The organism is Micromonospora sp. NBRC 107095, assembly GCF_030269705.1.
Classification (GTDB): Bacteria; Actinomycetota; Actinomycetes; order Mycobacteriales; family Micromonosporaceae; genus Micromonospora; species Micromonospora parva.
Map to the genome: position 1 here is coordinate 77,133 of NZ_BSTU01000006.1, position 26,193 is coordinate 103,325.

The following is a 26,193-nucleotide window of genomic DNA, read 5'->3' on the forward strand; positions in this document are numbered from 1 at the left end:
GTCGGGCAGGTCGGCCGGGATCACCCCACGTCCCAGACCGGTTCCGGGGTCTCCACCACCTCGCTGTCGCCGCGGAACAGCACGAACCGGTCGAAGGAGCGGGTGAACCAACGGTCGTGGGTGACCGCGATCACCGTCCCCTCGAACGCGTTCAGGCCCGCTTCGAGCGCTTCCGCGCTGGCCAGGTCGAGGTTGTCGGTGGGCTCGTCGAGCAGCAGCAGGGTCGCCCCGGACAACTCCAGCAGCAGCACCAGGAACCGGGCCTGCTGCCCGCCGGAGAGCGTGCCGAAACGCTGGTCGCCCTGCGCGGCCAACTCGTAGCGGCTGAGCACGCCCATCGCCGCGTGTCGGTCCAAACCGGTGCGGTGCTCGTCGCCGCGCCAGAGAATCTCGACGAGCGTCTTCGACATCAGCTCCGGCCGGTCGTGGGTCTGGGAGAAGTGCCCGGGGCGTACCCGGGCACCGAGGCGGGCCACACCGTCGTGCGCCACCGGAGCGAGCGCCCCGGCTCCGTCGACCGGCCCGTTCGCCGGGTCGGGGTCGGTGCCGCCGCGCGCCAGCAGCCGCAGGAAGTGCGACTTGCCGGTTCCGTTGGCACCGAGCACCGCCACCCGGTCGCCGTACCAGATCTCCAGGTCGAAGGGGTAGGTCAGGCCGTCGAGCTCCAGCTGCTCGCAGACGACCGCGCGCTTGCCGGTCCGCCCACCGGCCAGCCGCATCCGGATGTCCTGGTCCTTCGGGGGTACGGGCGGCGGCCCGGCCTCCTCGAACTTACGCAACCGGGTCTGCGCGGCCTGGTAGCGCGAGGCCAACCCGTCGTTGTACGCGGCCTTCTGCTTGTACATCAGCATCAGCTCGCGCAGCTTCTGGTGTTCCTCGTCCCAACGCCGGCGCAGCTCGTCGAGGCGGGCGTGCCGGGCCACCCGTGCCTCGTGCCAGCTGGCGAAGCCGCCCGGGTGCACCCAGGCACTGCCACCCTCGACGGCGACCACCCGGTCGGCGCTCTGGGCCAGCAGCTCGCGGTCGTGCGAGACGTAGAGCACCGACTTGGTCGACTCGCGCAGTCGCGCCTCCAGCCAGCGTTTGCCGGGCACGTCGAGGAAGTTGTCGGGCTCGTCGAGCAGCAGCACCTCGTCCGGGCCGCGCAGCAGCAACTCCAACGCGAAGCGCTTCTGCTGCCCGCCGGAGAGGGTACGCACCGGCCGGTCCCGGACGGCGTCCCACGGCTGGCCGAGCACGATCGTCGCGACGGTGTCGAAGAGCACCTCGGCGTCGTACCCGCCGGCCTCGCCCCAGGCGCCGAGCGCATCGGCGTACGCCAGCTGGGCCTTGCCCGCGGCGTTGCTGAACTTGCCGTGGGCCTCGGCCGCCCGCATCGCCGCCTCGGTCTCGCCGAGTCGCCGGCCGGCGTCGCGCAGGGCCGGCGGGGCCAGCGACAACGCGAGGTCGGCGAGGCTCGACTCGTCGCCGATCATGCCGATGAACTGGCGCATCACGCCCAGCCCGCCGGCCCGTGCGACGACGCCGGTGCGCACCGGCAGGTCACCGGCGACCATCCTCAGCAGCGTCGTCTTTCCCGCGCCGTTCGGCCCGACCAGGGCGACCTTGCTGCCCTCCCCGACCCGGAACGACACGTCGGCGAAGAGTTCCCGACCGTCGGGCAGGATGTGCCCGACCGCTGCCACGTCCACGTATCCCACGCCGGGATCCTGCCCCAGTGAGGGTCGGGGGGTACATCCAATTACCGGGTGACGCGCAGCACCCGGAAGCCCTTCTGGCTGGCGTACCGCTCGACCTGCCAACTCTGTTCGGTGAGCCAGCGTTGCAGCGAGTCGCCGCCGAGGTGCCGGGCGACGACCAACCAGCCGACGCCGTCCGGGGCGAGTCGGGGCAGCCAGCGCAGCAGCAGGTCGTGCAGCTCGTCCTTGCCGATCCGGATGGGCGGGTTCGACCAGAGCTGGGCGAAGCGGAGGTCTTCCGGGACGTCGTCCGGTGCGCTGACCCGGACCCGGTCGGCGGCGCCGATCCGGGCCGCGTTGGCGGCGGTCAGCTCGCGGGCCCGGGCGTTGACGTCGACGGCCCAGATGGTGCTGGCCGGCGCGAGGTCGGCCAGGACGCAGCTGATCGGCCCGAACCCGCAACCGAGGTCGAGCAGGTCGCCCACGCTGTCGGCGGCGGGTAGCTCGGCCTTGCGCAGCAGCACGGCGGTACCCGGGTCGAGCCGGCTGGCGGAGAAGACTCCGCCGGCCGAGGCGAGCCGGTAGTCGCGGTCGGCGACGGAGAACTCGACCTCGCGCGCCGGGGCGTCGCTGGTGGGCTGAGCGGTGAAGTAGTGGTCGCCGGTCACCGGGCAATTCTCGCACCGGCCCGGGAATGACCGCCGGGGCGATCGGCTTCTCCACCGACCTGGGCCGACCCACGCGCGCATTTCCTCGAAATTACCCCCTAAAGGGACAATCGCTCCTACTCTGGGCGACATGGTGTATCGGTACGAGTCCGATGAGGACGCTTTCGAGGATTACCCGGAGCCCGGGTCCGATCTGTCTGTGCTCGGCACCGGCCCGCCCCCGCCGGCCGGGCCGTCCCCGTCGCGCTTCCCGACGCCGTCGCTGCCTCGGCCGAACCAACTCTCGCTGCCCTCGTCGTCGCCCGCACCGACCCGCGCCGATCTGCCGCAGTCCGCGCCGGTACGGGCCGATCTGCCGCAGTCCGCGCCGACTCGTGCCGACATCCCGCCCGCACCGCCGCACAGCCAGATCTACACGTCGGCAACCCCGGTGGAGCCGAACGCCCGGCGCGGCGGTGGCCGACTGTGGCAGGTACTGATCGGCGGTGCCGCCGTCCTGGTACTGCTCGCCCTCTGTGGCCTCGGTGCCGCCGCGGTGCTCATCGACCGCAACGAGCAGCAGCCGCAGAGCAACCCGACGTACCAGCCGAACGCCGCCGCGCCGTCGGCCTCGCCGGAACGGGTGGCCCTCGACTCCCGGGACACCGACCAGGCCCCGCTCACCGCCAAGGAACTCTTCCCCGGCAAGGAACTGAAGCTCACCGACGGCCAGCCCAGCTACCGGGTGCTCAAGACCCAGTCCAGCGGCAGTTGCGCCGTCGCCGCCACCGACGAGGTCGCCGACCTGCTCGTCCGGCTCGGCTGCAACCAGATCGTCCGGGCCACGCTGAGCACGCCCGACGACGGGCACCTGGTCACCGCCGGCCTGTTCAATCTCACCGACAAGGTCAGCGCGGAACGGGCCCGGGACCGGCTCCGGCAGTTGCTCGACGAACGGCAGGGCCGTTTCCGTGGCCTCACCGGCGACGACGGCGACGGCACCGACGTCCTGACCAGCGCTCCGGCACGCGTCGGATGGCAGGTCCGCGGCCACTACCTGGCGTACGCCCTGGTGGTCCGCAAGGACGGCGCGGCGGTCAAGGCGGGTGACGCCAAGGTCCGCGAGATCCTGTTCGACATGATCGAGCTGCACCTCAGCCGGGGTGTGCTGCAACAGCGAGCCGACGGTGGCACGGCCGCGCAACCGACTGCCGGGCCGACCGACAACAGCGGAAGCCAGGGCGGCAACGGCGAACTGCCGGGCGACTGACCGGTGCCCCGATGACGGGTGTGCTGCCGACAGGTGGCACACCCGTCGTCGTTGACGGTCCGGGCGGTCAGCCTTCGACCGGAACCCGCAACCGGCGGGTCAGGTCGGCGCGGCGTGCGTACTCGGCCGGATCGGACGGGTAGCCGACCGCGACCAGGGTCAACCCGTGTGCGGGCGCCACTGTCACCTCGCTGGAGCGCTCCTGACGGGTGAGCAGGCTCCCCGGCCACTCGACCGGGCGACGGCCGTCCCCGGCCACCAGCATCGCCCCCACCAGGCTGCGCACCATCGCCTGGCAGAACGCGTCAGCCTGCACGGTGGCGACCAGGATGCCGTCCGGGTCGCGACGCCAGTCCAGCCTGGTCACCTCGCGCAGCGTGGTCGCGTGCTCCTTGCGCCGGCAGTACGCGGCGAAGTCGTGCTCCCCCACCAGCCCGGCCGCGGCGGCGTTCAGCGCCGTCAGGTCCAACGGTTTCGGCCAGGCCAGCACCTCGTGCCGGCGCAGCGGCTCCGCGCCGAAGGGCGCATCGGTGACCCGGTACTCGTAGCGTCGGAAGGTCGCCGAGAACCGGGCGTCGAAGTCGGCCGGCACCTCCGTCATCGCCCGTACCCGCACGTCGGTGGGGAGCAGCCGGGCCAGGCGGCGCAGCAGTCGCCCCTCGTGCTGACGCCACACCTCCACCGGCAGGTCCAGGTGGCACACCTGCCCGGTGGCGTGCACCCCCGCGTCGGTCCGCCCGGCCACCGTCAGCCCGGTGGCGGTGCCGACGCCGAGGACCAGGTCCAGGGTCTCGACGAGCACCCCCGCGACGGTGCGCCGGGTCGGCTGGGCGGCCCAGCCGGAGAAGTCGGCGCCGTCGTACGAGACGTCCAGCCGCAGCCGGATCTGCTCGTCCACCTCGTACCTCCTGTGACGGGTCGGGCCCGGCACCCCGATGGGGTGCCGGGCCCGACAATGCCCTTGATCAGGCCTTGTTCTCGGTGGCCTCGTCGCTGTCCTCGCGGGCGGCGGCGGTGTCACCGGACGCCGACACCGGCGCCTCGGAGTCCTGGTCGGCCGGAGCCGACTTCGGGGCCTCGTCGGCCGGGGCGAGCGCCTCGACCTTGTCCTGCTGCGCGGCCTTGCGGGCGGCGGTCTTCTTGTTCGCCTTCGGCTCGGCGACCTGAAGCTCCTCCACCAGCTCGATGATCGCCATCGGAGCGGCGTCACCCTTGCGCGGACCGGTCTTCACGATCCGGGTGTAACCGCCGGGGCGGTTGGCGTACCGGGGCGCGATCTGGTCGAACAGGGCGTAGACGACGTCCTTGTCCTTGACGACACCCAGCACCCGACGCCGCGAGGCGAGGTCACCGCGCTTGGCCTTGGTGATGAGCTGCTCGGCCAGCGGGCGCAGCCGCCGGGCCTTCGTCTCGGTGGTCTGGATCTTGCCGTGCTGGAACAGCGCGGTCGCCAGGTTGGCGAGCATCAGCCGCTCGTGCGAGGGGCTGCCGCCGAGGCGGGGGCCCTTGGTGGGCGTGGGCATTTTTGGTGCTCCTCAGTTGTGGCGGCAGCGCGGACTAGAGCTGCTCGGTCTCGCGGTAGTCGTCGGTGTCGTAGTCGGCCTCGCCGAAGGTGTCCACGACGTGCGCCGGGTCGAAGTTCGGAGCCGAGTCCTTCAGCCCGAGACCCATCCCGGCGAGCTTCATCTTGACCTCGTCGATCGACTTCTGACCGAAGTTGCGAATGTCGAGGAGGTCGGCCTCGGTACGCCCGATGAGCTCACCAACGGAGTTGATGCCCTCGCGCTTGAGGCAGTTGTAGGAGCGGACGGTGAGGTCCAGCTCCTCGATCGGCAGAGCGAGGTCCGCCGCCAGCTGGGCGTCCTGCGGGGACGGCCCGATGTCGATGCCCTCGGCGGTCTCGTCCAGCTCCCGGGCGAGCCCGAACAGCTCCACCAGCGTCGAGCCGGCGGAGGCCAGCGCGGTACGCGGGCCCATCGACGGCTTGGTCTCGACGTCGATGATCAGCCGGTCGAAGTCGGTACGCTGCTCGACACGGGTCGCCTCGACGCGGTAGGTCACCTTCAGCACCGGCGAGTAGATCGAGTCGACCGGGATGCGGCCGATCTCGGCGCCGGACTGCTTGTTCTGCGCCGCCGTCACGTAGCCCCGGCCCCGCTCGACGGTCAGCTCCATGTCGAGCCGGCCCTTGCCGTTCAGGGTGGCGAGCTTCAGATCCGGGTTGTGCACCGAGACGCCGGCCGGCGGCTGGATGTCGCCCGCCGTCACGTCGCCCGGGCCCTGCTTACGCAGGTACATGCTGACCGGCTCGTCGTGCTCGGAGCTGACGCACAGCTCCTTGATGTTCATGACGAGCTCGACCACGTCCTCCTTGACACCGGGGATCGTGGTGAACTCGTGCAGCACACCGTCGATCTTGATCGAGGTGACGGCCGCGCCCGGGATCGACGACAGCAGCGTACGCCGCAGCGAGTTGCCCAGGGTGTAGCCGAAGCCCGGCTCCAGCGGCTCGATGGCGAACCGCGACCGGGTCTCGTTGATCGACTCCTCGGAGAGGGAGGGTCGCTGGCTGATGAGCATCTTTTCTCTTCTCTTCCGGGACGCCCGCTATTTGACGCCCACGACACAAACTGTTCCGGTGGCCCGCCCAAGCGGGCGGGCCACCGCAACGAGCCCGACTACTTGGAGTAGAGCTCGACGATCAACTGCTCCTGGACCTGCGTGTCGATGACCTGCCGGGCCGGGAGGGAGTGCACGAGCACCTTCATCTGGCTCGGGATGGCCTCAAGCCACGCCGGAACCGTCTTCGAGCCGGCCTGAGCCTGCGCGACGATGAACGGGGTGAGCTCCTTGCTCTTGCCCCGAACCTCGATGATGTCGTGCTCCTTGACGCGGTACGACGGGATGTCGACCTTCTTGCCGTTCACCGTGAAGTGACCGTGCTTGACCAGCTGGCGGGCCATGTCCCGCGAGTGGGCGAAGCCGGCCCGGTAAACGACGTTGTCCAGCCGCGACTCGAGGATCTGCAGGAGGACCTCACCGGTCTTGGCCTGCTTGCCGACGGCTTCCTCGTAGTAACCGCGGAACTGCTTCTCCAGCACGCCGTAAACGCGGCGGGCCTTCTGCTTCTCGCGGAGCTGGAGCAGGTACTCCGTCTCCTTCGTGCGGCCGCGGCCGTGCTGCCCGGGCGGGAACGGCCGGGACTCGAACGGGCACTTCGGACCATCGCACTTGCTGCCCTTGAGGAACAGCTTCATCTTCTCCCGCCGGCAACGGCGGCAGTCAGCACCGGTGTAACGAGCCATCTCTCTCTACCTCTCAGACCCGGCGACGCTTCGGCGGACGGCATCCGTTGTGCGGCTGCGGGGTGACGTCGGAGATCTGCCCGACCTCGAGGCCCACTGCCTGCAGCGAACGGATGGCGGTCTCCCGGCCGGAGCCGGGGCCCTTGACGAACACGTCGACCTTGCGCATGCCGTGCTCCATGGCACGACGCGCGGCAGCCTCGGCGGCCAGCTGCGCGGCGAACGGAGTCGACTTGCGGGAGCCCTTGAAGCCGACCTGGCCGGCGGAGGCCCAGGAGATGACCGCACCGGTCGGGTCCGTGATGGACACGATGGTGTTGTTGAACGTGCTCTTGATGTGCGCCTGCCCGTGGGCGACGTTCTTGCGTTCCTTGCGCCGGACCTTCTTTACAGCGGCTCCGGCACGAGCCTTCGGTGGCATAAGTCTGTGCGCTCCTAGTTGACTTTCCGGACTGGGTTGCGGTCTGGCCCGCCTCGGCGGCGACCGACCCCGTCATCCGGTTAAGAACTACTTCTTGCCGGGCTTCTTCTTGCCGGCGACGGTCCGCTTCGGGCCCTTGCGGGTCCGGGCGTTGGTCTTGGTCCGCTGGCCACGCACGGGCAGGCCCCGGCGGTGCCGGATGCCGGCGTAGCAGCCGATCTCGACCTTGCGGCGGATGTCAGCGGCGACCTCGCGGCGCAGGTCGCCTTCAACCTTGTAGTTGCCCTCGATGTGGTCGCGGAGCTGCACGAGCTCCTCGTCCGTGAGGTCCCGAGCGCGCTTGTCCGGCGAGATGCCGGTGGCGGCGAGCGTCTCCAGGGCGCGGGTGCGACCGACCCCGAAGATGTAGGTGAGCGCGATCTCCAACCGCTTTTCGCGGGGGAGATCCACGCCGACTAGACGTGCCATGTGCGGGCGTACTCCTCGTGATGTGTGGCGGAGGTGTGGACCCGTCCCACCCCGCTACCGGCCGTCCCGTCCTTCCGACGCGATCAGCGTCGGCGACCGGGATCGGTCGCTGCCCAAGCGGGCCCCGGCCTCCGACCGGGGGTCAGCCACAAGGGAGTACGCATCGCGTACCGCTCGCGGCTGGGACGAGCATGTGTGATGTGTGTGTCGCTGGGGATCTGCCGGGACCAACGCCACCCGGCCGTGCTCCGGCCGGACGGGCTGAGTCAGCCCTGGCGCTGCTTGTGGCGCGGGTCGCTGCAGATGACCATGACCCGGCCGTGCCGGCGGATAACCCGGCACTTGTTGCAGATCCTCTTGACGCTCGGCTTGACCTTCACGGTTGCCTTACTTCCCATCTGGCCCGGGGACGCGCGTTGCGCGACACCGGACGTCGAAGACGGACACGGGACTTCCCGGCCGTCGTCAGGACTACTTGTAGCGGTAGACGATGCGCCCGCGGGTCAGGTCGTACGGCGAAAGTTCGACGACGACCCGGTCCTCCGGAAGAATGCGGATGTAGTGCTGCCGCATCTTGCCGCTGATGTGAGCCAACACCTTGTGGCCGTTCGCGAGCTCCACCCGGAACATGGCGTTCGGCAGGGGCTCGATGACCCGACCCTCGATCTCAATGGCTCCGTCTTTTTTCGGCATGTCCTCCGCTGTCCTGACGTCGATTGCTCCGGGCGGCCCACAACGTCTTACACGGAAATCTGATCAGAATCAGAAGCCCGCGCCAGCCGCGGCTCCAGCTCCCACCGAAGCGCAGGGTGGGCATGCCGGAGTGGACGCTGTGCGCCGATCTGAAAGTGTACGCCGGCCTGCAGTCCGCCGCCAAACCGACCACCCCCCACCCCGCGCGTCGCCCCACCGCCCCCGCCCTCAATCCCGTTGATCATGAAGTTATTGCCACGAATCGCCGAGGTCGGTGGCAACAACTTCATGATCAACGCGCGAGGCGTGGGGGCCGGCCGAGGACCGGGGAGTTATTGGGGGGTGTCTGGGTTGATGGCGCGCTTTGCCTGTTTGCGTTCTTGGCGGCGCTGGCGCTTGACGGCCTCGCGCCGGGGCTCTCCCCCGGCCAGTCCCGTGACGGTGCGGATCACCAGCACCGCACCCCACGGCCCGGCCACCCAGGCCGGCCAGAAGTACTGCAGGTCCTGGCTGAGCAGTGACGTCACCGCCCAGATGGTCACCACGATGGCGATCACCCGCAGGTACGGGAACCACACCTCGGCCAACCAGCGGGCGGTGGCACCCCGGGTGGGCGTCTGGCCGGGCTGGTCACCCAGCAGGCCCACGGTCGGCGCCGCTGCCGGCGCCAGAGCCGACCGCTGCGCCGGCGTCACCGGCGGCAGGTCGGCCAGCAGGACCTTCAGATCGGCGTACGTGCGCGCGGCATAGGCCCGCTGCAACCGCTCGTCGTACTCGTGCAGGTCCAGCCGGCCCTCCTCGAGGGCGACCCGTAACCGGTCGGCCACCGCCGCACGGTCCGAGTCCGCGGCTCGCATCCCGTCGCGCCCGTCCATGCCGGCAAGCATGCCACCGTCGCGCCAGTCCGCCCGACCCCCGAACCTGGTCGATCATGAAGTTGTTGCCAGCCTCGCCGGCGTGTCGGGGCAACAACTTCATGATCAACAGCGTGGACCGAGGCGTCCGGGGAGGGTTAGGGGGTTGTCGAGGCGGCGGGTTGGCGGGCGGTTACCAGGTCGCCCAGGCGGGCGCGACCTCCGTCGAAGGCGGTGAGCACCCAAACCCCGTCCGGCAGCAACGCCATCGAGTGCTCGACGTGCGCGGCCACTGAGCCGTCCCGGGTGACGACCGTCCACCCGTCGGCCAACTCGACGGTACGCGGGGACGCCATGGTGATCATCGGCTCGATCGCCAGCGCCATCCCGGGAACCAGACGCGGGCCCTTGCCCGGCCGGCCGTGGTTGAGCACGTGCGGGTCCTGGTGCATCTCGGTGCCGATGCCGTGCCCGCCGTAGCCGTCGACGATGCCGTACCGCCCGCCCTTGCGGACAGCGGTCTCCACCGCGTGCGAGATGTCGGTGAGGCGGCCCTTGCCGCTCGCCGCGCCCCGGGCGGCGGCGGCGATGCCGGCCCACATCGCGTCCTCGGCCACCTCGGCCATCTTCAGCAGCGCCGGGTCGACGTCGCCGACCCCGACCGTGATGGCGGAATCGCCGTGCCAGCCGTCCAACACCGCGCCGCAGTCGATGGAGATCAGGTCACCGGCCTGGAGCACCTGCTTCGGCGACGGGATGGCGTGCACGATCTGCTCGTTGACCGAGGAACAGATCGACGCGGGGAAGCCGTGATAGCCCTTGAACGACGGGACGCCACCCGCCTCGCGGATGGTCGCCTCCGCGATAGCGTCCAGATCGGCGGTGCTCACACCGGGAGCGACAGCCTCCCGCATCCGGCGCAGCGCCTCGGCCACCACCAGCCCGGCGGCCCGCATCTTCTCGATCTGGTCAGGGGTCTTCAGCTGGATGTCCAGCTGGGGACGACGCATGGAGCGATTACCTTTCAGTTGCCGAACAGCGGGGCACGTCTCGCGTACCCCGCTGTTCGCACTCTATCCGCCGTGGCTCGGCCGGACCTCAGCCGCCGTACGACCGCAGCGCGTCGATGGCCCGGGTGGTGACGTCCTCCACCGGGCCGGTGGCGTCGATCCCGACCAGCTTGCCCTGAGCGCCGTAGTAGTCGACCAGGGGTGCGGTCTTCTCGCTGTACTCACGAAGCCGCGTGGCGATCGTCTCCGGCTTGTCGTCGTCGCGCTGGAACAGCTCGGCGCCGCAGCGGTCACAGATGCCCGGCCGGGTGGTGGCGTCGAACTCGACGTGCCAGATCTTGCCGCAGCCCCGGCAGGTACGCCGACCGGAGAGCCGCCGGATCACCTCGTCGTCGTCGACGACCAACTCCAGGACCAGATCCAGCGCAGTGCCCAGATCAGCGAGGAGCTTGTCCAGAGCGGCCGCCTGCGGAGTCGTCCGCGGGAAGCCGTCGAGCAGGAAACCCTCGCTGGCGTCGGGCTCGGCCAGCCGGTCCCGGACCATGTTGATGGTGACCTCGTCCGGAACCAGCTCGCCCGCGTCCATGTACCGCTTCGCCTCGACACCGAGGGGCGTGCCCTGGGTGACGTTCGACCGGAAGATGTCCCCGGTCGAGATCTTCGGCACCGAGAGGTGTGCGGCGATGAACTCGGCCTGTGTGCCCTTGCCCGCGCCCGGCGGGCCAACCAGAACGAGTCTCATCTACCGCAGGAACCCTTCGTAGTTCCGCTGCATGAGTTGGCTCTCGATCTGCTTCACGGTCTCCAGACCGACGCCGACCATGATGAGCACAGCGGTGCCGCCGAACGGGAAGTTCTGGTACTGCTGGTTGTCCAGCCAGATGAAGAAGAAGTTCGGCAGGATCGAGATCACGCCGAGGTAGAGCGCGCCCGGCAGGGTGATCCGGCTGAGGATGAAGTCGAGGTAGTCGGCGGTCGGCTTGCCGGGGCGGATGCCCGGCACGAAGCCGCCGTACTTCTTCATGTTGTCCGCGACCTCGGTCGGGTTGAACGTGATCGACACGTAGAAGTACGTGAAGAAGATGATCAGCAGGAAGTAGACCGAGATGTAGATCGGGCTGCTCGGGTTGACCAGGTTGTTCTGGATCCACGACTGGGTCTTGCCCGGGTCGGTCTGGTCGAAGAACTGCAACGCCAACTGCGGCAGGTAGAGCAGCGACGAGCCGAAGATGACCGGGATCACACCAGCCTGGTTGACCTTGAGCGGGATGTAGGTCGAGGTGCCGCCGTACATCCGCCGGCCGATCATCCGCTTGGCGTACTGCACCGGGATCCGGCGCTGCGCCTGCTCGATGAAGGTGACAGCGGTGATGACCACCAGGACCAGGGCGATGACCAGGGCGAACATGTCCCAGCCCTTGCTGGTCTTGATCTGCCAGCCCTCACTGGGCAGCCGCGCCGCGATCGAGGTGAAGATCAGGACGGACATGCCGTTGCCGACGCCGCGGTCGGTGATCAGCTCGCCGAGCCACATGACCATGCCGGTGCCGGCGGTCATCGTCATCACCAGGATGGACAGCGTCAGCCAGTCCGGGATGCCGATGCCGGTCGGGATGATCGGGAACTGGTCGCACCGGTTCTGGAACAGCTGGCCGGAGCGGGCCAGGGCCACGAACGCCGAGGCCTGCAGCACACCGAGGCCCAGGGTCAGGTAGCGGGTGTACTGGGTGATCTTCGCCTGGCCGGCCTGGCCCTCCTTGCGGAGCTGCTCCAGACGCGGGATCACGACAGTCAGCAGCTGCAGGATGATCGACGCGGTGATGTAGGGCATGATGCCCAGCGCGAAGACCGAGAGCTGCAGCAGCGCTCCGCCGGAGAAGAGGTTGAGCAGGTTCACCACCCCGGTGGTGTCACCCTGGATGGTGTCGAGGCACTTCTGCACGTTGCCGTACGAGACGCCCGGGCTGGGGAGCGTTGCGCCCAGCCGGTAGACCGCGATGATGCCTACTGTGAACAGCAGCTTCTTGCGCAGGTCAGGCGTACGGAACGCACTGAGAAAGGCGGACAGCAACTTCTTCCTCCTGCGCGAGGCGGGCCGCCGGTGATCCCTGGCGGGTCGGGGTGGATCACGGGCGAGTGCCCGCAATCCATGGCTGGGATGGGACTCTAACAGCCTCACCCCGGTCCGGGCAGATGCGCCCGACTACATAAATCGATTCCGATGTTACCGGGCGCTTAGGCCCCAGGCAGACCATGGCGCCCGCCAGTTGCTCTCAACTGGACGGGCGCCATGGTCGTACGCCTTACAGCTCGGTGACGGAGCCACCGGCGGCGGCGATCTTCTCCTTGGCCGACGCACTGAACGCGTGCGCCGACACCTGGAGTGCCACACCGCCGAGATCCCCGGTGCCGAGGACCTTGACCGGGTGACCCTTGCGGACCGCGCCGGACTCGACGAGCTCCAGCGGGCCGACCTGACCACCATTCGGGAACAGCTCAGCGAGTCGGTCCAGGTTGACAACCTGGAAGACCACCTTGAACTTGTTCTTGAAGCCCTTCATCTTCGGCAGGCGCATGTGGATGGGCATCTGCCCACCCTCGAACGCCGCCGAGATGTTCTTGCGGGCCTTGGAGCCCTTGGTACCGCGACCGGCGGTCTTGCCCTTGGAACCCTCACCGCGACCCACACGGGTCTTCGCGGTCTTGGAACCGGGCGCCGGGCGCAGGTGGTGAACCTTGATCGTCATTACTCGACCTCCTCGACCTTCACGAGGTGGTTGACCGTGAAGATCATGCCGCGGATCTCGGGCCGGTCCTCCTTGACCACCACGTCGTTGATCCGCTTGAGACCGAGCGAACGCAGCGAGTCACGCTGGTTCTGCTTGGTCCCGATACCGGACCGGAGCTGGGTGACCTTCAGGCGTGCCATCAGGACGCCACCCCCGCCCGCGACGCCAGCATGGCGGCCGGCGCGACGTCCTCCACCGGCAGACCACGACGTGCCGCGACCTGCTCGGGGGACTCAAGCCCCTTCAGGGCCGCCACGGTGGCGTGCACGATGTTGATCGGGTTCGACGAGCCGAGGCTCTTGGAGAGCACGTCGTGGATACCGGCGCACTCCAGCACGGCGCGCACCGGACCACCGGCGATGACACCCGTACCGGCCGAGGCCGGCTTGAGCAGCACCACACCGGCCGCGTCCTCGCCCTGCACCGGGTGCGGGATCGAGGCGCCGATACGCGGAACCTTGAAGAAGTGCTTCTTGGCCTCCTCGACACCCTTGGCGATGGCCGCGGGCACCTCCTTGGCCTTTCCGTAGCCCACGCCGACCGTGCCGTCGCCGTCGCCCACGATCACCAGGGCGGTGAAGCTGAAGCGACGACCACCCTTCACGACCTTGGCGACGCGGTTGATCGCGACGACCCGCTCAAGGTGCGGGGTCTTCTCGACGGGCGCGTTTCCGCGGCCGCCCTCACGGCGGTTGTCGCGGCGACCACCCTCGTTGCCACCGGACCCGCCGCCACGGCGCTGTTGACCTGGCATCAGCAGCCTTCCTTCTCTCTCGTGACGGGGTTGTTAGAACTCGAGCCCGGCTTCGCGGGCGGCGTCGGCAAGCGCGGCGACTCGCCCCGCGTACCGGTTGCCACCGCGGTCGAAGACGACCTTGGAGACGCCGGCGGCCTTGGCACGCTCGGCGAGCAGCGCGCCCACCTTGCCAGCCAGGGCGCTCTTGTCGCCCTCCGCACCGCGCAGCGAGGCGTCCAGGGTCGACGCCGACGCCAGGGTGTGACCCTTGGTGTCGTCGACGATCTGGGCGACCATGTGCCGCAGGGAGCGGGTGACGACCAGGCGCGGACGCTCGGCCGTACCGCTGACGTTCTTGCGGACGCGGAAGTGTCGACGCGCACGCCCAACGGCGCGCTTGGCGGCGACACCGCGGCGGCGCTTGAGCAGCGTGGCGCTCACTTCTTACCTGCCTTTCCAGCCTTGCGGCGGATGACCTCGCCCTGGTACTTGACGCCCTTGCCCTTGTAGGGCTCCGGCGGGCGGATCTTCCGGATGTTGGCGGCGACCTCACCGACCTGCTGCTTGTCGATGCCAGCCACGTGGAACAGGGTCGGCCGCTCCACCGTGAAGGTGATGCCCGCCGGGGCGGGGACGACCACCGGGTGCGAGAACCCGAGCGCGAACTCGAGGTCCGAACCCTTGGCGGTGACCCGGTAACCGGTGCCGGCGATCTCCAGGCTCTTGCGGTAGCCCTCGGTGACCCCGACGATCATGTTGGCGACCAGCGTACGGCTCAGGCCGTGGAGTTCCTTGGCCTTGCGCTCGTCGTTCGGCCGGTTGACGCTCAGCTCGCCGTCCTCGCCACGCTCGATCGTGATCGGCTCGGCGAGGGTGTGCTCAAGCTGGCCCTTGGGGCCCTTGACCTTGACGGTCTGCCCGTCGATCGTGATATCGACGCCGGCTGGTACCGGGATCGACTTACGTCCAATTCGCGACATTTCTACCTGTCTCCCGTTACCAGACGAAGGCGAGGACTTCCCCGCCAACACTCCGCTTGCGGGCCTGCCGGTCGGTCAGCAGCCCCTGGGACGTCGAAATGATCGCCACGCCCAGCCCACCGAGCACCCGCGGGAGCCCGTCCGACTTGGCGTACACCCGGAGACCGGGCTTGGACACGCGCTTGATACCGGCCAGGCTCCGCTCGCGGTTCTGGCCGTACTTCAGCTCGACGACCAGTCGCTTGCCGACGGCGCCCTCCTCGGGCTCCTCGACCGACCAGGTGGCGATGTAACCCTCAGCCTTCAAGACCTCGGCGATGTTCGCCTTGATCTTGGAGTAGGGCATCTTCACCTGATCGTGGTACGCCTGGTTGGCGTTACGCAGACGCGTGAGCATGTCTGCGATCGGGTCGGTCATCGTCATGGATTTCGTCAGCCTTTCTCGCCGGGGTTCCCGGGGCACCAGCCCCGGGCCTACGGCGAAGAGCAATACCTAATCGGTGCAGGAGTTCCCGGCCGACGGCCGGGACGCGGTCGCCCTTACCAGGAAGCCTTGGACACGCCCGGCAGCTCACCGCGGTGAGCCATCTCCCGGATGCAGACCCGGCAGAGCCCGAACTTGCGGTAGACCGCCTTCGGACGCCCGCACCGCTGGCAGCGGGTGTACGCGCGAACCGAGAACTTCGGCTTCGCGGCCGCCTTGATGATCAGCGCCTTCTTGGCCATCTCAGTTCTCCTTGAACGGGAAGCCCAGGAGCTTGAGCAGCGCCCGGCCCTCGTCGTCGGTCGTGGCGGTCGTGACCACCGTGATGTCCATGCCCCGCTGGCGATCGATCTTGTCCTGGTCGATCTCGTGGAACACCGACTGCTCGGTCAGACCGAACGTGTAGTTGCCGTGCCCGTCCAGCTTGCGCCCGTCCAGGCCGCGGAAGTCGCGGATACGCGGCAGCGCGATGGAGAGCAGCCGGTCCAGGAACTCCCACATCCGGTCGCCACGAAGGGTGACCTTCGCGCCGATCGGCATGCCCTCGCGGAGCTTGAACTGCGCGATGGACTTGGTCGCCCGCCGCACCTGCGGCTTCTGGCCGGTGATCGTGGCGAGGTCGCGGACCGCACCGTCGATCAGCTTGGCGTCGCGAGCAGCCTCGCCGACACCCATGTTGACGACGATCTTGACCAGCCGCGGCACCTGCATGGGGTTGCCGTAGCTGTGCTGCTCACGCAGCTGGGCCACGATCTCGTTGCGGTACCGCTCCTTGAGGCGCGGCAGGGTCTTTTCGGTAGCCGTGGTCATCACAGGTCCTTACCGGTGCTACGCGCGATGCGGACCTTCTGGCCGTTGTCGTCGATCCGGTAACCGACGCGGGTCGGCTTGCCGTCGGAGTCCAGGACCTGCACGTTCGAGACGTGGATCGGGGCCTCCTGAGTGACGATGCCGCCGGTCTTGGCGCCACGCTGGGTGGTGCTGATGCGGGTGTGCTTCTTGACCCGGTTCACGCCCTCGACCAGGACCTTGTCCTGCCGCGGGTAGGCCGCGATGACCTTGCCCTTGGCACCCTTGTCCTTGCCGGCGATGACGACGACCGTGTCGCCCTTCTTGACCTTCACGGTCACAACACCTCCGGCGCGAGGGAAATAATCTTCATGAACCGCTTGTCCCGCAGCTCCCGGCCCACCGGGCCGAAGATACGGGTTCCACGCGGGTCCCCACCGTCCTTGATGATGACGGCGGCGTTCTCGTCGAAGCGGATGTACGAGCCGTCCGGACGCCGCTTCTCCTTCGCGGTGCGAACGACGACAGCCTTGACGACGTCGCCCTTCTTCACACCGGCACCCGGGATGGCGTCCTTGACCGTGGCCACGATGACGTCGCCGATGCTCGCGTAGCGCCGACCCGAGCCACCGAGAACCCGGATGCACAGGATCTCCCGAGCACCCGTGTTGTCGGCGACGCGCAGTCGCGACTCCTGCTGAATCACGTCTATCTCCTATGTCTGCCGGTTCTCCGGCCGCCGTAGCGGCCGGAGCCTGGCGGAACCAACGCCCGACGCAACGCCGGGCGAGCTCGAGCCTTCGCTACTTGGCCTTTTCCAGGATCTCCACGATCCGCCAACGCTTGGTGGCGCTCAGCGGCCGGGTCTCCATGATGAGAACCCGGTCACCGGTGCCAGCGGCGTTCTGCTCGTCGTGCACCTTCAGCTTGCTCGTACGGCGCATGATCTTGCCGTACAGCGCGTGCCGAACCCGGTCCTCGACCTCGACCACGACGGTCTTGTCCATCTTGTCGCTGACCACCAGGCCCTCACGGACCTTGCGGCGGGACCGCGCGGCGGCGGTGGCGGTCTCTTCGGTCATGATGCAGTCACCTCAGTCGGCGCGGCCGAGAGCCCCAGCTCGCGCTCGCGCATGATCGTGTAGATCCGGGCGATCTCCCGACGGATGACCTGCAACCGCCGGTTGTTGTCCAGCTGCCCGGTTGCGGCCTGCACGCGGAGGTTGAACAGCTCCGCCTTGGCCTCCCGCAGCTTCGTGACCAGCTCCTCCTCGGAGAGCTCACGCAGCTCGGTCGCCTTAACGCCCGCTGCCATCAGGATTCACCCACTTCGCGCGTAACAATGCGGCACTTCATCGGGAGCTTGTGGATCGCGCGACGCATGGCCTCTCGCGCGATCTGCTCGTTGGGGAAGGACATCTCGAAGAGAACCCGCCCCGGCTTGACGTTGGCGACCCACCACTCGGGCGAACCCTTACCGGAACCCATCCGGGTCTCGGCAGGCTTCTTGGTGAGGGCCTGGTCCGGGAAGATCGTGATCCAGACCTTGCCACCACGCTTGATGTGGCGAGTCATCGCGATACGTGCCGACTCGATCTGCCGGTTCGTCACGTACGCCGGCTCGAGAGCCTGGATCCCGAACTCGCCGAACACCACCCGGTTACCACCCTTGGACGCGCCACTGCGGTCCGGGTGGTGCGGCTTGCGGAAGCCCTTCGGGGGCTTGCGCGGCATCAGCATCTGTCAGCCCTCCTGCTGCTGTTCTGCCGGAGCAGCAGTGGCGGCGACAGCTGCGCTGTCGACCGGCTCGCCGCTCGGCGTCTCGGCCTGCTGCGCGATGGTGGTCGCAGCAGCCCGACCGGCCTCGGTGCCACCAGCCGTGGTGCCGGACGAACCCGACCGGCCACGGCGCGGACGCTCGGGACGGTCGCCGCGCTCACCACGACGCGGGCGGGACGGACCGGCCTCGGCCGGAGCCTCCCGGCCCGGGACGGCGTCGCCCTTGTAGATCCAGACCTTCACACCGATCCGACCGAACGTGGTACGGGCCTCGAAGAAGCCGTACTCGATGTTGGCCCGCAGCGTGTGCAGCGGAACCCGGCCCTCACGGTAGAACTCGGTCCGGCTCATCTCGGCGCCGCCGAGGCGACCCGAAACCTGAACCCGGATGCCCTTGCAGACCGGGTTCTTCATCGCCGACTGCATGGCCTTGCGCATCGCCCGACGGAAGCTGACCCGGCTGGACAGCTGCTCGGCCACGCCCTGCGCGACCAGCTGAGCGTCCGACTCGGGGTTCTTCACCTCGATGATGTTCAGCTGAACCTGCTTGCCGGTGAGCTTCTCCAGCTCGCCGCGGATCCGGTCGGCCTCCGCACCCTTACGGCCGATGACGATGCCCGGCCGGGCGGTGTGGATGTCGACCCGGACCCGGTCGCGGGTGCGCTCGATGTCGACCTTGGAAATCCCGGCACGCTCGAGGCCCTTGGACATCATGCGGCGGATCTTGACATCCTCGCCGATGTAGTCCTTGTAGAGCTTGTCCGCGAACCAGCGGGACTTCCAGTCGGTCGAGATGCCGAGCCGGAACCCAGTGGGGTGAACCTTCTGACCCATTACTCGGCGTCCTCCGTCTTGCTCTGCGCTTCGGCCGGTGCGGCCTCCGTGGCCGGGGCGGCCTTCTTAGCCGCGGCCTTCCTCGGTGCTGCCGGCGCGACCGCTTCGACCGCCACGGTGATGTGGCACGTGCGCTTGCGGATGCGGTAGGCCCGACCCTGGGCCCGCGGCTGGAACCGCTTCATCGTCGGGCCCTCGTCCACGAAGGCCTCGCTGACGAGCAGCGCGTCGGGGTCCAGCCGCTCGTTGTTCTCCGCGTTGGCGATCGCGCTAGCGAGCACCTTGTACACCTGCTCGCTCGCAGCCTGCGGCGCGAACTGCAGCACCGTGAGCGCCTCCTTCGCGGGCAGGCCGCGGACGAGGTTGACCACCCGGCGCGCCTTCATCGGCGAGATGCGCACGTGCCGCGCAACCGCCCGCGCGCCCGGAAGCACCGGAGCGTCGCCCTTTCCTGGCATCGCTGTAACCCCTTGTTCCCTCTATCCGTATGCCCGCGGCGTCAGCGCCGACGGCTCTTCCGGTCGTCCTTCTCGTGACCCTTGAACGTGCGGGTCAGCGCGAACTCGCCGAGCTTGTGCCCGACCATCGCCTCGGTCACGAACACCGGGACGTGCTTGCGTCCGTCGTGCACGGCGATCGTGTGCCCCAGCATCTCGGGGATGATCGTCGAGCGCCGCGACCAGGTCTTGATCACGTTCTTGGAGCCCTTGTCGTTCTGAACTTCCACCTTCTTGAGCAGGTGGTCGTCGACGAACGGGCCCTTCTTCAGGCTGCGAGGCATGTCTTATCTCCCTCAGCCGCGCTTACGCGTGGCGTAGCGACGGCGGACGATCAGCCGGTCACTCGGCTGGCCCTTACGGCGGGTGCGGCCCTCGGGCTTACCCTGCGGGTTGACCGGGTGGCGACCACCGGAGGTCTTACCCTCACCACCACCGTGCGGGTGGTCGACCGGGTTCATGGCGACACCACGGACGGTCGGGCGCTTGCCCTTCCACCGCATCCGGCCGGCCTTACCCCAGTTGATGTTCGACTGGTCGGCGTTGCCGATCTCGCCGATGCTGGCGCGGCAGCGCACGTCGACCCGCCGGATCTCACCGGACGGCATACGCAGGGTCGCGTACGCGCCCTCACGGCCGAGCAGCTGGATGCCGACGCCGGCGGAACGGGCCAGCTTGGCCCCGCCACCCGGACGCAGCTCCACGTTGTGGATGGTGGTACCGACCGGGATGTTGCGCAGCGGCAGGTTGTTACCCGGCTTGATGTCGGCACCCGGGCCGGACTCGACGCGGTCGCCCTGCTTCATGTCCTTCGGCGCGATGATGTACCGCTTCTCGCCGTCGGCGTAGTGCAGCAGCGCGATACGCGCGGTGCGGTTCGGGTCGTACTCGATGTGGGCGACCTTCGCCGGCACGCCGTCCTTGTCGACCCGCTTGAAGTCGATCAGACGGTACTGGCGCTTGTGACCGCCACCGTGGTGCCGCGTGGTGATCCGGCCGTGGGCGTTACGCCCGCCCTTCTTCGGCAACGGAGCCAGCAGCGACTTCTCCGGCGTGGACCGGGTGATCTCGGCGAAGTCAGCGACACTCGAGCCACGTCGGCCCGGCGTCGTCGGCTTGTACTTACGGATAGCCATTGTCTACACCCCTCAGCTGACCGGGCCGCCGAAGGCCTCGATGCGGTCACCGTCAGCCAGCTTCACGATCGCCCGCTTGGTCGCCTTGCGCTGACCGAAGCCGGTCTTGGTGCGCTTGCGCTTACCCTGGCGGTTGAGCGTGTTGACCGTCAGGACGCGGACGTTGAAGATCTGCTGGATAGCGATCTTGATCTCGGTCTTGTTCGCGTCCGGGTGCACCAGGAAGGTGTACCAGTTCCGGTTCAGCTCGCTGTAGCTCTTCTCCGAGACGACCGGCGCCACGATGATGTCGCGCGGGTCGGCGATGGTGCTCACTTGCCACCCTCCTCGGTGGTCTCGGCGGGCACGCCCAGGAACTCGTCCAGGGCGTCCTTGGTGAAGACCACGTCGTCGGCCACCAGCACGTCGTACGTGTTCAGCTGGCCGGACTCGATCAGGTGCACCCGCGGCTCGTTGCGCAGCGACACCCAGTTCAGTTCGTCGGTGCTGCTCAGCACCACCAGGACCCGACGGGCCTCGGTGAGCTTGGTCAGCGTGGCCAGGGCCGCCTTGGTCGACGGCTTCTCGCCCGAGACGAACGCCTCGACGACGTGCACCTGCCCGGCGCGGGCCCGGTCGGAGAGGGCACCGCGCAGAGCGGCGGCCTTCATCTTCTTCGGGGTCCGCTGGCTGTAGTCGCGCGGCACGGGACCGTGCACGACGCCACCGCCGGCGAACTGCGGCGCGCGGATCGAGCCCTGCCGGGCGCGACCGGTGCCCTTCTGCTTGTACGGCTTCTTGCCGCCACCGGCGACCTCGCCGCGGGTCTTGGCCTTGTGCGTGCCCTGTCGGGCCGCCGCGAGCTGGGCCACCACGACCTGGTGCATCAGCGCGACGTTGGCCTGCACGTCGAAGATGTCCGCCGGCAGCTCGACCGAGCCACTGGTGGTGCCTTCGACGGTGCGCACGTCAACGGTGGTCACTTGGCCGCACCGCCCTTCTTCACCTTGCTCTTGGCCGCGGTACGGACCAGAACGAGCGCGCCCTTCGGACCAGGAATGGCACCCCGGACGAGCAGCAGGTTGTTCTCGGTGTCGACCGCCTGGACGGTGAGGTTCTGCACGGTGTACCGCACGCCACCCATCCGGCCGGCCATCCGGGTGCCCTTGAAGACACGCCCCGGAGTGGCGCAGGCGCCGATGGAGCCGGGCGAGCGGTGCTTGCGCTCGACACCGTGGCTGGCGCGCAGACCGTGGAAGCCGTGCCGCTTCATCGGGCCGGCGTAGCCCTTGCCCTTGGTCTTGCCGGTGACGTCGATGGTGACGCCGGCCGGGAACTCCTCGACAGTGACTTCCTGTCCGAGCGAGTACTCCCCAGCGTCGGTGGTGCGCAGCTCGACGATGTGCCGGCGCGGCGCCACGTCCGCCTTGGCGTAGTGACCGCTGATCGGCTTCTTGACCTTGCGCGGGTCGATGGTGCCGTACGCCAGCTGGACCGCGGAGTAACCGTCCTTCTCGGCGCTACGAACCTGGCTGATGACGCACGGGCCGGCCTCGACCACGGTCACGGGAACAACACGGTTGTTGTCCCAGACCTGGGTCATGCCGAGCTTGGCGCCCAGGATCCCCTTGACTTGCCTGTCCATTTGTCCGGTCCCTACAGCTTGATCTCGATGTCGACGCCAGCCGGCAGGTCGAGGCGCATGAGCGAGTCGACCGTCTTCGGGGTCGGGTCGATGATGTCGATCAGCCGCTTGTGCGTGCGCATCTCGAAGTGCTCGCGCGAGTCCTTGTACTTGTGCGGCGAGCGGATAACGCAGAAACGGTTGATCTCCGTGGGCAGCGGCACCGGGCCCGCGACCTGCGCCCCGGTACGCGTCACCGTCTCGACGATCTTCCGAGCCGAGGAGTCGACGACCTCGTGGTCATAGGCCTTGAGCCGGATGCGGATCTTCTGTCCCGCCATGGTGGCTTCTGTTCCTTCTCTCGATGCCGCTGTGTTGCGGGCGCCTGTACCGGCTGGTACAGGCCCACTTCGCCGACCCCCGCGGTCGGGCGTGTCGCGCCCTCGGGCCGGGCTCCGCCCCGTGGTTCCGGAGTGGTGCTGACCGCGCGGTGGGTCAAGGCGCCGATCGCATTACCGCGACCTGAACGCCGTGCGAGGGTGGTTGGCGACTGGGCCGCCAACCACCCTACGCTCGACTGCCTCGCCACCCGGAGGTTCAGCGAAAGCCGAACACAGGCGACGAACTGTCGTTACGCAACCTGACTAGTATGCCGCACGACCGGCGGCGGGTCTAATCGGGGTTACCTAGCTCACTTGTTGATCTTGGTGACGAACCCGGCGCCGACAGTGCGGCCACCCTCGCGGATCGCGAACTTGAGGTTCTCCTCCATGGCGATGGGCTGGATCAGCTTCACCGACATGGAGGTGTTGTCACCCGGCATGACCATCTCGGTGCCCTCGGGGAGGGTGACGACACCGGTGACGTCAGTGGTCCGGAAGTAGAACTGCGGACGGTAGTTCTGGAAGAACGGGGTGTGCCGGCCGCCCTCCTCCTTGGAGAGGATGTAGACCGTCGCCTCGAACTCCGTGTGCGGGGTGGTCGTGCCCGGCTTGATGACAACCATGCCGCGCTCGACGTCCTCGCGCTTGGTACCACGCAGCAGCAGGCCGACGTTCTCACCTGCGCGGGCGTCGTCCAGGGTCTTCCGGAACATCTCGATCGCGGTGACCTTGGTCTTGAAGCCCTTCTCCTTGATGCCGACGATCTCGACATCCTCGTTCGGGAGCAGGACGCCGCGCTCGACGCGACCGGTGACGACGGTGCCACGACCGGTGATCGTGAACACGTCCTCAACGGGCATGAGGAACGGCTTCTCGGTCTCGCGCTCCGGCTGCGGGATCGAGGTGTCGACAGCGGTCATCAGGTCCAGCAGCTTGGCGGTCCACTCGGGGTCACCCTCGAGGGCCTTCAGCGCCGAAACCCGCACGACCGGCAGGTCGTCACCCGGGTACTCCTGCGAGGAGAGCAGCTCACGGACCTCGAGCTCGACGAGCTCCAGGAGCTCCTCGTCATCGACCATGTCGCTCTTGTTGAGCGCCACGACGATGTACGGCACACCGACCTGACGGGCCAGCAGCACGTGCTCGCGGGTCTGCGGCATCGGGCCGTCAGTCGCCGCCACCACCAGGATCGCGCCGTCCATCTGCGCGGCACCGGTGATCATGTTCTTGATGTAGTCGGCGTGCCCAGGGCAGTCGACGTGCGCGTAGTGCCGCGACTCGGTCTGGTACTCGACGTGCGCGATCGAGATCGTGATACCGCGGGCCTTCTCCTCCGGCGCCTTGTCGATCTCGTCGAACGGCGTGTAGGGGTTCAGGTCCGGGTACTGGTCGTGCAGGACCTTGGTGATGGCCGCCGTCAGCGTCGTCTTACCGTGGTCGATGTGACCAATGGTGCCGATGTTGACGTGCGGCTTAGTCCGCTCGAACTTAGCCTTCGCCACTGGTGTCCTCCTGTGGACTTCTTGGTTCGTACGCCCGGCGCGCCGGTCGGCGCTTAGGACTCTGTCGACAGCCTTTCCGGCCTGACGGCCGGAGAGCCTTTGTGGGTTCTGCGGCGATGAAGCCTACAGGCCCGGTCTCACGCGATCCGATCGTGGTGGCCGCGGGCGGGTGGAACCTCCCGCGACCAACCACGAATCACCTGCTCAGGGTGCTACTCGCCCGTCGCCTTGGCGATGATCTCCTTGGCCACCGAGGCCGGAACCTCGGCGTAGGAGTCGAACTGCATGCTGTAGCTCGCCCGGCCCTGGGTCTTCGACCGCAGGTCGCCGACGTAGCCGAACATCTCCGACAACGGCACCAGAGCCCTGACGATGCGGGCGCCACTGCGCTCCTCCATCGCCTGGATCAGGCCGCGGCGGGAGTTGAGGTCGCCGATGACGTCACCCATGTTCTCCTCAGGAGTGGTGACCTCAACGGCCATCATCGGCTCAAGGAGTGCGGGATCGGCCTTGCGGGCCGCGTCCTTCATCACCATCGAGCCGGCGATCTTGAATGCCATTTCCGACGAGTCGACCTCGTGGTACTGGCCGTCCAGCAGGGTCAGCTTCACGCCGACAAGCGGGAAGCCGGCGAGGATGCCGTACTGCATCGCGTCCTGCGCACCCGCGTCCACCGAGGGGATGAACTCCCGGGGGATGCGGCCACCGCTGACGGCGTTGGCGAACTCGTAGGTCGGCGAGTCGTTGTCCAGCGGCAGCGGCTCCACGCTCACGATGACGCGGGCGTACTGGCCGGAACCACCGGTCTGCTTCTTGTGGGTGTACTCGACCTTCTCCACCTTGCGGCGGATGGTCTCGCGGTACGCCACCTGCGGCTTGCCGATGTTGGCCTCGACGTTGAACTCGCGGCGCATCCGGTCGACCAGGATGTCCAGGTGCAGCTCGCCCATGCCGGAGATGACCGTCTGACCGGTCTCCTCGTCCAGCTTGACGCGGAAGGTCGGGTCCTCCTCGGCCAGCCGCTGGATGGCGGTGCTGAGCTTCTCCTGGTCGGCCTTGGTCTTCGGCTCGATGGCGACCTCGATGACCGGCTCCGGGAAGGTCATCGACTCCAGGATGACCGGGTTCGCCGGGTCGGACAGCGTGTCACCGGTGGTGGTCTGCTTGAGACCCTGCACCGCGATGATGTCGCCAGCCTGGGCCGAGCTGCGCTCTTCCCGCTTGTTGGCGTGCATCTGGTAGATCTTGCCGATCCGCTCCTTGCGGTCCTTGGTGGAGTTGACCACCTGGGTGCCGGTCTCGACCACGCCGGAGTAGACCCGGACGTAGGTGAGCTTGCCAAGGTGCTTGTCGGTCTGGATCTTGAAGGCCAGACCGGAGAACGGCTCCGACTTCGAGGGCTTACGCACCAGCGGGGTCTCACCGTCGGTGGCCGTACCCTCGATCGCCGGAACGTCCAGCGGCGACGGCAGGAAGTCGACCACGGCGTCGAGCATGGGCTGGACGCCCTTGTTCTTGAACGCCGAGCCGCAGAGCACCGGGTTGGCCTTGCCGGCGATGGTGGCACGCCGGATGGCGGCCTTGATCTCCTCGACGGAGACCTCTTCGCCCTCCAGGTACTTCTCCATCACCGCGTCGTCGACGTCGGCGAGGGTCTCCATCAGCTTCTCGCGCCACTCGGCCGCGGAGTCGGCCAGGTCGGCCGGGATCTCCTCAACCGCGTAGTCCTCACCCTTCTGGGTCTCCCCACGCCAGGTGAGGGCGCGCATGCCGATCAGGTCGACGACACCGATGTGGTCACCCTCGAGCCCGATCGGGATCTGGAGCACCAGCGGGGTGGCGTTCAGCCGGTCGATCATCATCTGCACGCAGCGGAAGAAGTCGGCACCGGTCCGGTCGAGCTTGTTGACGAAGCACATCCGCGGGACGTTGTACTTGTCGGCCTGCCGCCAGACGTTCTCCGTCTGCGGCTCCACGCCGGCGACACCGTCGTAGACCGCGACCGCACCATCCAGGACCCGCAGCGACCGCTCGACCTCGACCGTGAAGTCGACGTGGCCCGGCGTGTCGATGATCTGGATCGTGTGGCCCTTCCACTCACACTTGGTGGCAGCGGAGGTGATGGTGATGCCACGCTCCTGCTCCTGCTCCATCCAGTCCATGACGGCAGCGCCCTCGTGGACCTCACCGATCTTGTACGTGATACCGGTGTAGAACAGGATTCGCTCGGTGGTCGTGGTCTTACCGGCATCGATGTGCGCCATGATGCCGATGTTGCGTACGTTGGCGAGCGCGTCTGCGGCGGCCACTTCAATCCCTACTTATCGTCGTCTC

The 26,193-nt window shown here is 68.2% G+C and carries 38 protein-coding genes; 1 reads left to right on the top strand and 37 read right to left on the bottom strand.

The window, feature by feature from the left end; all coding sequences use genetic code 11:
- Positions 1-20 precede the first annotated feature (20 nt).
- A complete protein-coding gene (locus tag QSK15_RS25990) occupies positions 21-1,700 on the bottom strand; it encodes an ABC-F family ATP-binding cassette domain-containing protein (RefSeq protein ID WP_285796772.1) in 1,680 nt (559 codons plus the stop codon).
- A 41-nt stretch (positions 1,701-1,741) separates the two neighbouring features.
- A complete protein-coding gene (locus tag QSK15_RS25995) occupies positions 1,742-2,347 on the bottom strand; it encodes a class I SAM-dependent methyltransferase (RefSeq protein WP_285796773.1) in 606 nt (201 codons plus the stop codon).
- Between the two features lie 130 nt (positions 2,348-2,477).
- Between QSK15_RS25995 and QSK15_RS26000 the strand changes: the two genes are divergently transcribed.
- Positions 2,478-3,596, top strand: coding sequence for a hypothetical protein (locus tag QSK15_RS26000; RefSeq protein ID WP_285796774.1), 1,119 nt, complete (start codon positions 2,478-2,480; stop codon positions 3,594-3,596).
- Between the two features lie 67 nt (positions 3,597-3,663).
- Here QSK15_RS26000 and truA read toward each other — a convergent pair whose 3' ends face one another.
- From truA to fusA, 35 genes are all read right to left on the bottom strand, one after another.
- Complete coding sequence (gene truA, locus QSK15_RS26005; RefSeq protein WP_285796775.1) at positions 3,664-4,494, bottom strand: tRNA pseudouridine(38-40) synthase TruA; 831 nt, start codon at positions 4,492-4,494, stop codon at positions 3,664-3,666.
- Positions 4,495-4,561: 67 nt separating this feature from the next.
- Positions 4,562-5,119 (bottom strand): 50S ribosomal protein L17, encoded by a 558-nt coding sequence (rplQ, locus tag QSK15_RS26010; RefSeq protein WP_030329923.1) that lies wholly within the window; start codon positions 5,117-5,119, stop codon positions 4,562-4,564.
- 34 nt (positions 5,120-5,153) lie between these two features.
- A complete protein-coding gene (locus tag QSK15_RS26015) occupies positions 5,154-6,176 on the bottom strand; it encodes a DNA-directed RNA polymerase subunit alpha (protein WP_007465227.1) in 1,023 nt (340 codons plus the stop codon).
- Between the two features lie 98 nt (positions 6,177-6,274).
- Positions 6,275-6,901, bottom strand: a complete 627-nt coding sequence (gene rpsD, locus QSK15_RS26020; protein WP_030329921.1) for a 30S ribosomal protein S4 — start codon at positions 6,899-6,901, stop codon at positions 6,275-6,277.
- Positions 6,902-6,914: 13 nt separating this feature from the next.
- Positions 6,915-7,322: a 30S ribosomal protein S11 gene (gene rpsK / locus QSK15_RS26025; protein ID WP_007073011.1), complete on the bottom strand. Its 408-nt coding sequence runs from the start codon at positions 7,320-7,322 to the stop codon at positions 6,915-6,917.
- Positions 7,323-7,409: 87 nt separating this feature from the next.
- Positions 7,410-7,790, bottom strand: a complete 381-nt coding sequence (rpsM, locus tag QSK15_RS26030) for a 30S ribosomal protein S13 (RefSeq protein WP_030329917.1) — start codon at positions 7,788-7,790, stop codon at positions 7,410-7,412.
- Between the two features lie 266 nt (positions 7,791-8,056).
- Entirely contained in the window at positions 8,057-8,170 is a 114-nt protein-coding gene (gene rpmJ / locus QSK15_RS26035; RefSeq protein WP_043965539.1) for a 50S ribosomal protein L36, read from the bottom strand.
- Between the two features lie 91 nt (positions 8,171-8,261).
- A complete protein-coding gene (gene infA, locus QSK15_RS26040; protein WP_007073013.1) occupies positions 8,262-8,483 on the bottom strand; it encodes a translation initiation factor IF-1 in 222 nt (73 codons plus the stop codon).
- Between the two features lie 332 nt (positions 8,484-8,815).
- On the bottom strand, positions 8,816-9,358 hold the full coding sequence (locus tag QSK15_RS26045) for a DUF1707 SHOCT-like domain-containing protein (RefSeq protein WP_285796776.1): 543 nt from the start codon (positions 9,356-9,358) through the stop codon (positions 8,816-8,818).
- A 137-nt stretch (positions 9,359-9,495) separates the two neighbouring features.
- Positions 9,496-10,347, bottom strand: coding sequence for a type I methionyl aminopeptidase (gene map / locus QSK15_RS26050; protein ID WP_285796777.1), 852 nt, complete (start codon positions 10,345-10,347; stop codon positions 9,496-9,498).
- Positions 10,348-10,435: 88 nt separating this feature from the next.
- Positions 10,436-11,089 (bottom strand): adenylate kinase, encoded by a 654-nt coding sequence (locus QSK15_RS26055; protein WP_088950228.1) that lies wholly within the window; start codon positions 11,087-11,089, stop codon positions 10,436-10,438.
- On the bottom strand, positions 11,090-12,418 hold the full coding sequence (gene secY / locus QSK15_RS26060; protein WP_285796778.1) for a preprotein translocase subunit SecY: 1,329 nt from the start codon (positions 12,416-12,418) through the stop codon (positions 11,090-11,092).
- 232 nt (positions 12,419-12,650) lie between these two features.
- The gene (rplO, locus tag QSK15_RS26065; RefSeq protein WP_030329906.1) at positions 12,651-13,094 is read right to left on the bottom strand and encodes a 50S ribosomal protein L15; all 444 of its coding nucleotides are present in this window, start codon (positions 13,092-13,094) and stop codon (positions 12,651-12,653) included.
- Complete coding sequence (gene rpmD, locus QSK15_RS26070) at positions 13,094-13,276, bottom strand: 50S ribosomal protein L30 (RefSeq protein WP_030329904.1); 183 nt, start codon at positions 13,274-13,276, stop codon at positions 13,094-13,096. The genes rplO and rpmD overlap by 1 nt, the downstream gene beginning before the upstream one ends.
- Positions 13,276-13,890, bottom strand: a complete 615-nt coding sequence (gene rpsE / locus QSK15_RS26075; protein ID WP_088987583.1) for a 30S ribosomal protein S5 — start codon at positions 13,888-13,890, stop codon at positions 13,276-13,278. Before rpsE ends, rpmD begins: the two co-directional genes overlap by 1 nt.
- A 33-nt stretch (positions 13,891-13,923) precedes the next feature.
- Positions 13,924-14,313, bottom strand: coding sequence for a 50S ribosomal protein L18 (rplR, locus tag QSK15_RS26080; RefSeq protein ID WP_030329901.1), 390 nt, complete (start codon positions 14,311-14,313; stop codon positions 13,924-13,926).
- Positions 14,310-14,852: a 50S ribosomal protein L6 gene (rplF, locus tag QSK15_RS26085; RefSeq protein ID WP_030329899.1), complete on the bottom strand. Its 543-nt coding sequence runs from the start codon at positions 14,850-14,852 to the stop codon at positions 14,310-14,312. Before rplF ends, rplR begins: the two co-directional genes overlap by 4 nt.
- 16 nt (positions 14,853-14,868) lie before the next feature.
- Positions 14,869-15,276, bottom strand: coding sequence for a 30S ribosomal protein S8 (rpsH, locus tag QSK15_RS26090; RefSeq protein WP_007465270.1), 408 nt, complete (start codon positions 15,274-15,276; stop codon positions 14,869-14,871).
- Between the two features lie 116 nt (positions 15,277-15,392).
- Entirely contained in the window at positions 15,393-15,578 is a 186-nt protein-coding gene (locus QSK15_RS26095) for a type Z 30S ribosomal protein S14 (RefSeq protein ID WP_007465272.1), read from the bottom strand.
- 1 nt (position 15,579) lies between these two features.
- Positions 15,580-16,146 carry a 50S ribosomal protein L5 gene (gene rplE, locus QSK15_RS26100; RefSeq protein ID WP_030329896.1) on the bottom strand — a complete coding sequence of 189 codons (567 nt, stop codon included), beginning with the start codon at positions 16,144-16,146 and terminating at the stop codon, positions 15,580-15,582.
- Positions 16,146-16,466, bottom strand: coding sequence for a 50S ribosomal protein L24 (gene rplX / locus QSK15_RS26105; RefSeq protein WP_007465276.1), 321 nt, complete (start codon positions 16,464-16,466; stop codon positions 16,146-16,148). Before rplX ends, rplE begins: the two co-directional genes overlap by 1 nt.
- The gene (gene rplN / locus QSK15_RS26110) at positions 16,463-16,831 is read right to left on the bottom strand and encodes a 50S ribosomal protein L14 (RefSeq protein ID WP_007073026.1); all 369 of its coding nucleotides are present in this window, start codon (positions 16,829-16,831) and stop codon (positions 16,463-16,465) included. The genes rplX and rplN overlap by 4 nt, the downstream gene beginning before the upstream one ends.
- Before the next feature lie 97 nt (positions 16,832-16,928).
- A complete protein-coding gene (rpsQ, locus tag QSK15_RS26115) occupies positions 16,929-17,207 on the bottom strand; it encodes a 30S ribosomal protein S17 (protein ID WP_030329894.1) in 279 nt (92 codons plus the stop codon).
- Positions 17,204-17,440, bottom strand: coding sequence for a 50S ribosomal protein L29 (gene rpmC / locus QSK15_RS26120; RefSeq protein WP_007465283.1), 237 nt, complete (start codon positions 17,438-17,440; stop codon positions 17,204-17,206). Before rpmC ends, rpsQ begins: the two co-directional genes overlap by 4 nt.
- Positions 17,440-17,865 (bottom strand): 50S ribosomal protein L16, encoded by a 426-nt coding sequence (gene rplP / locus QSK15_RS26125; RefSeq protein ID WP_007465292.1) that lies wholly within the window; start codon positions 17,863-17,865, stop codon positions 17,440-17,442. The genes rpmC and rplP overlap by 1 nt, the downstream gene beginning before the upstream one ends.
- 3 nt (positions 17,866-17,868) lie before the next feature.
- Positions 17,869-18,738: a 30S ribosomal protein S3 gene (rpsC, locus tag QSK15_RS26130; protein ID WP_285796779.1), complete on the bottom strand. Its 870-nt coding sequence runs from the start codon at positions 18,736-18,738 to the stop codon at positions 17,869-17,871.
- Positions 18,738-19,196, bottom strand: a complete 459-nt coding sequence (gene rplV, locus QSK15_RS26135; protein ID WP_007465297.1) for a 50S ribosomal protein L22 — start codon at positions 19,194-19,196, stop codon at positions 18,738-18,740. The genes rpsC and rplV overlap by 1 nt, the downstream gene beginning before the upstream one ends.
- Positions 19,197-19,237: 41 nt before the next feature.
- Positions 19,238-19,519, bottom strand: coding sequence for a 30S ribosomal protein S19 (rpsS, locus tag QSK15_RS26140; protein WP_007465299.1), 282 nt, complete (start codon positions 19,517-19,519; stop codon positions 19,238-19,240).
- 12 nt (positions 19,520-19,531) lie between these two features.
- Positions 19,532-20,371 (bottom strand): 50S ribosomal protein L2, encoded by an 840-nt coding sequence (gene rplB, locus QSK15_RS26145; RefSeq protein WP_030329891.1) that lies wholly within the window; start codon positions 20,369-20,371, stop codon positions 19,532-19,534.
- A 12-nt stretch (positions 20,372-20,383) separates the two neighbouring features.
- Complete coding sequence (gene rplW / locus QSK15_RS26150) at positions 20,384-20,686, bottom strand: 50S ribosomal protein L23 (RefSeq protein WP_007465304.1); 303 nt, start codon at positions 20,684-20,686, stop codon at positions 20,384-20,386.
- Positions 20,683-21,333 carry a 50S ribosomal protein L4 gene (rplD, locus tag QSK15_RS26155; protein ID WP_030329890.1) on the bottom strand — a complete coding sequence of 217 codons (651 nt, stop codon included), beginning with the start codon at positions 21,331-21,333 and terminating at the stop codon, positions 20,683-20,685. Before rplD ends, rplW begins: the two co-directional genes overlap by 4 nt.
- Positions 21,330-21,995, bottom strand: a complete 666-nt coding sequence (rplC, locus tag QSK15_RS26160; protein WP_030329888.1) for a 50S ribosomal protein L3 — start codon at positions 21,993-21,995, stop codon at positions 21,330-21,332. Before rplC ends, rplD begins: the two co-directional genes overlap by 4 nt.
- 11 nt (positions 21,996-22,006) lie before the next feature.
- Positions 22,007-22,315, bottom strand: a complete 309-nt coding sequence (gene rpsJ / locus QSK15_RS26165; RefSeq protein WP_007073037.1) for a 30S ribosomal protein S10 — start codon at positions 22,313-22,315, stop codon at positions 22,007-22,009.
- A gap of 350 nt (positions 22,316-22,665) precedes the next feature.
- On the bottom strand, positions 22,666-23,859 hold the full coding sequence (tuf, locus tag QSK15_RS26170; protein ID WP_285796780.1) for an elongation factor Tu: 1,194 nt from the start codon (positions 23,857-23,859) through the stop codon (positions 22,666-22,668).
- 212 nt (positions 23,860-24,071) lie between these two features.
- The gene (gene fusA / locus QSK15_RS26175; protein ID WP_030329884.1) at positions 24,072-26,168 is read right to left on the bottom strand and encodes an elongation factor G; all 2,097 of its coding nucleotides are present in this window, start codon (positions 26,166-26,168) and stop codon (positions 24,072-24,074) included.
- Between the last annotated feature and the right edge of the window lie 25 nt (positions 26,169-26,193).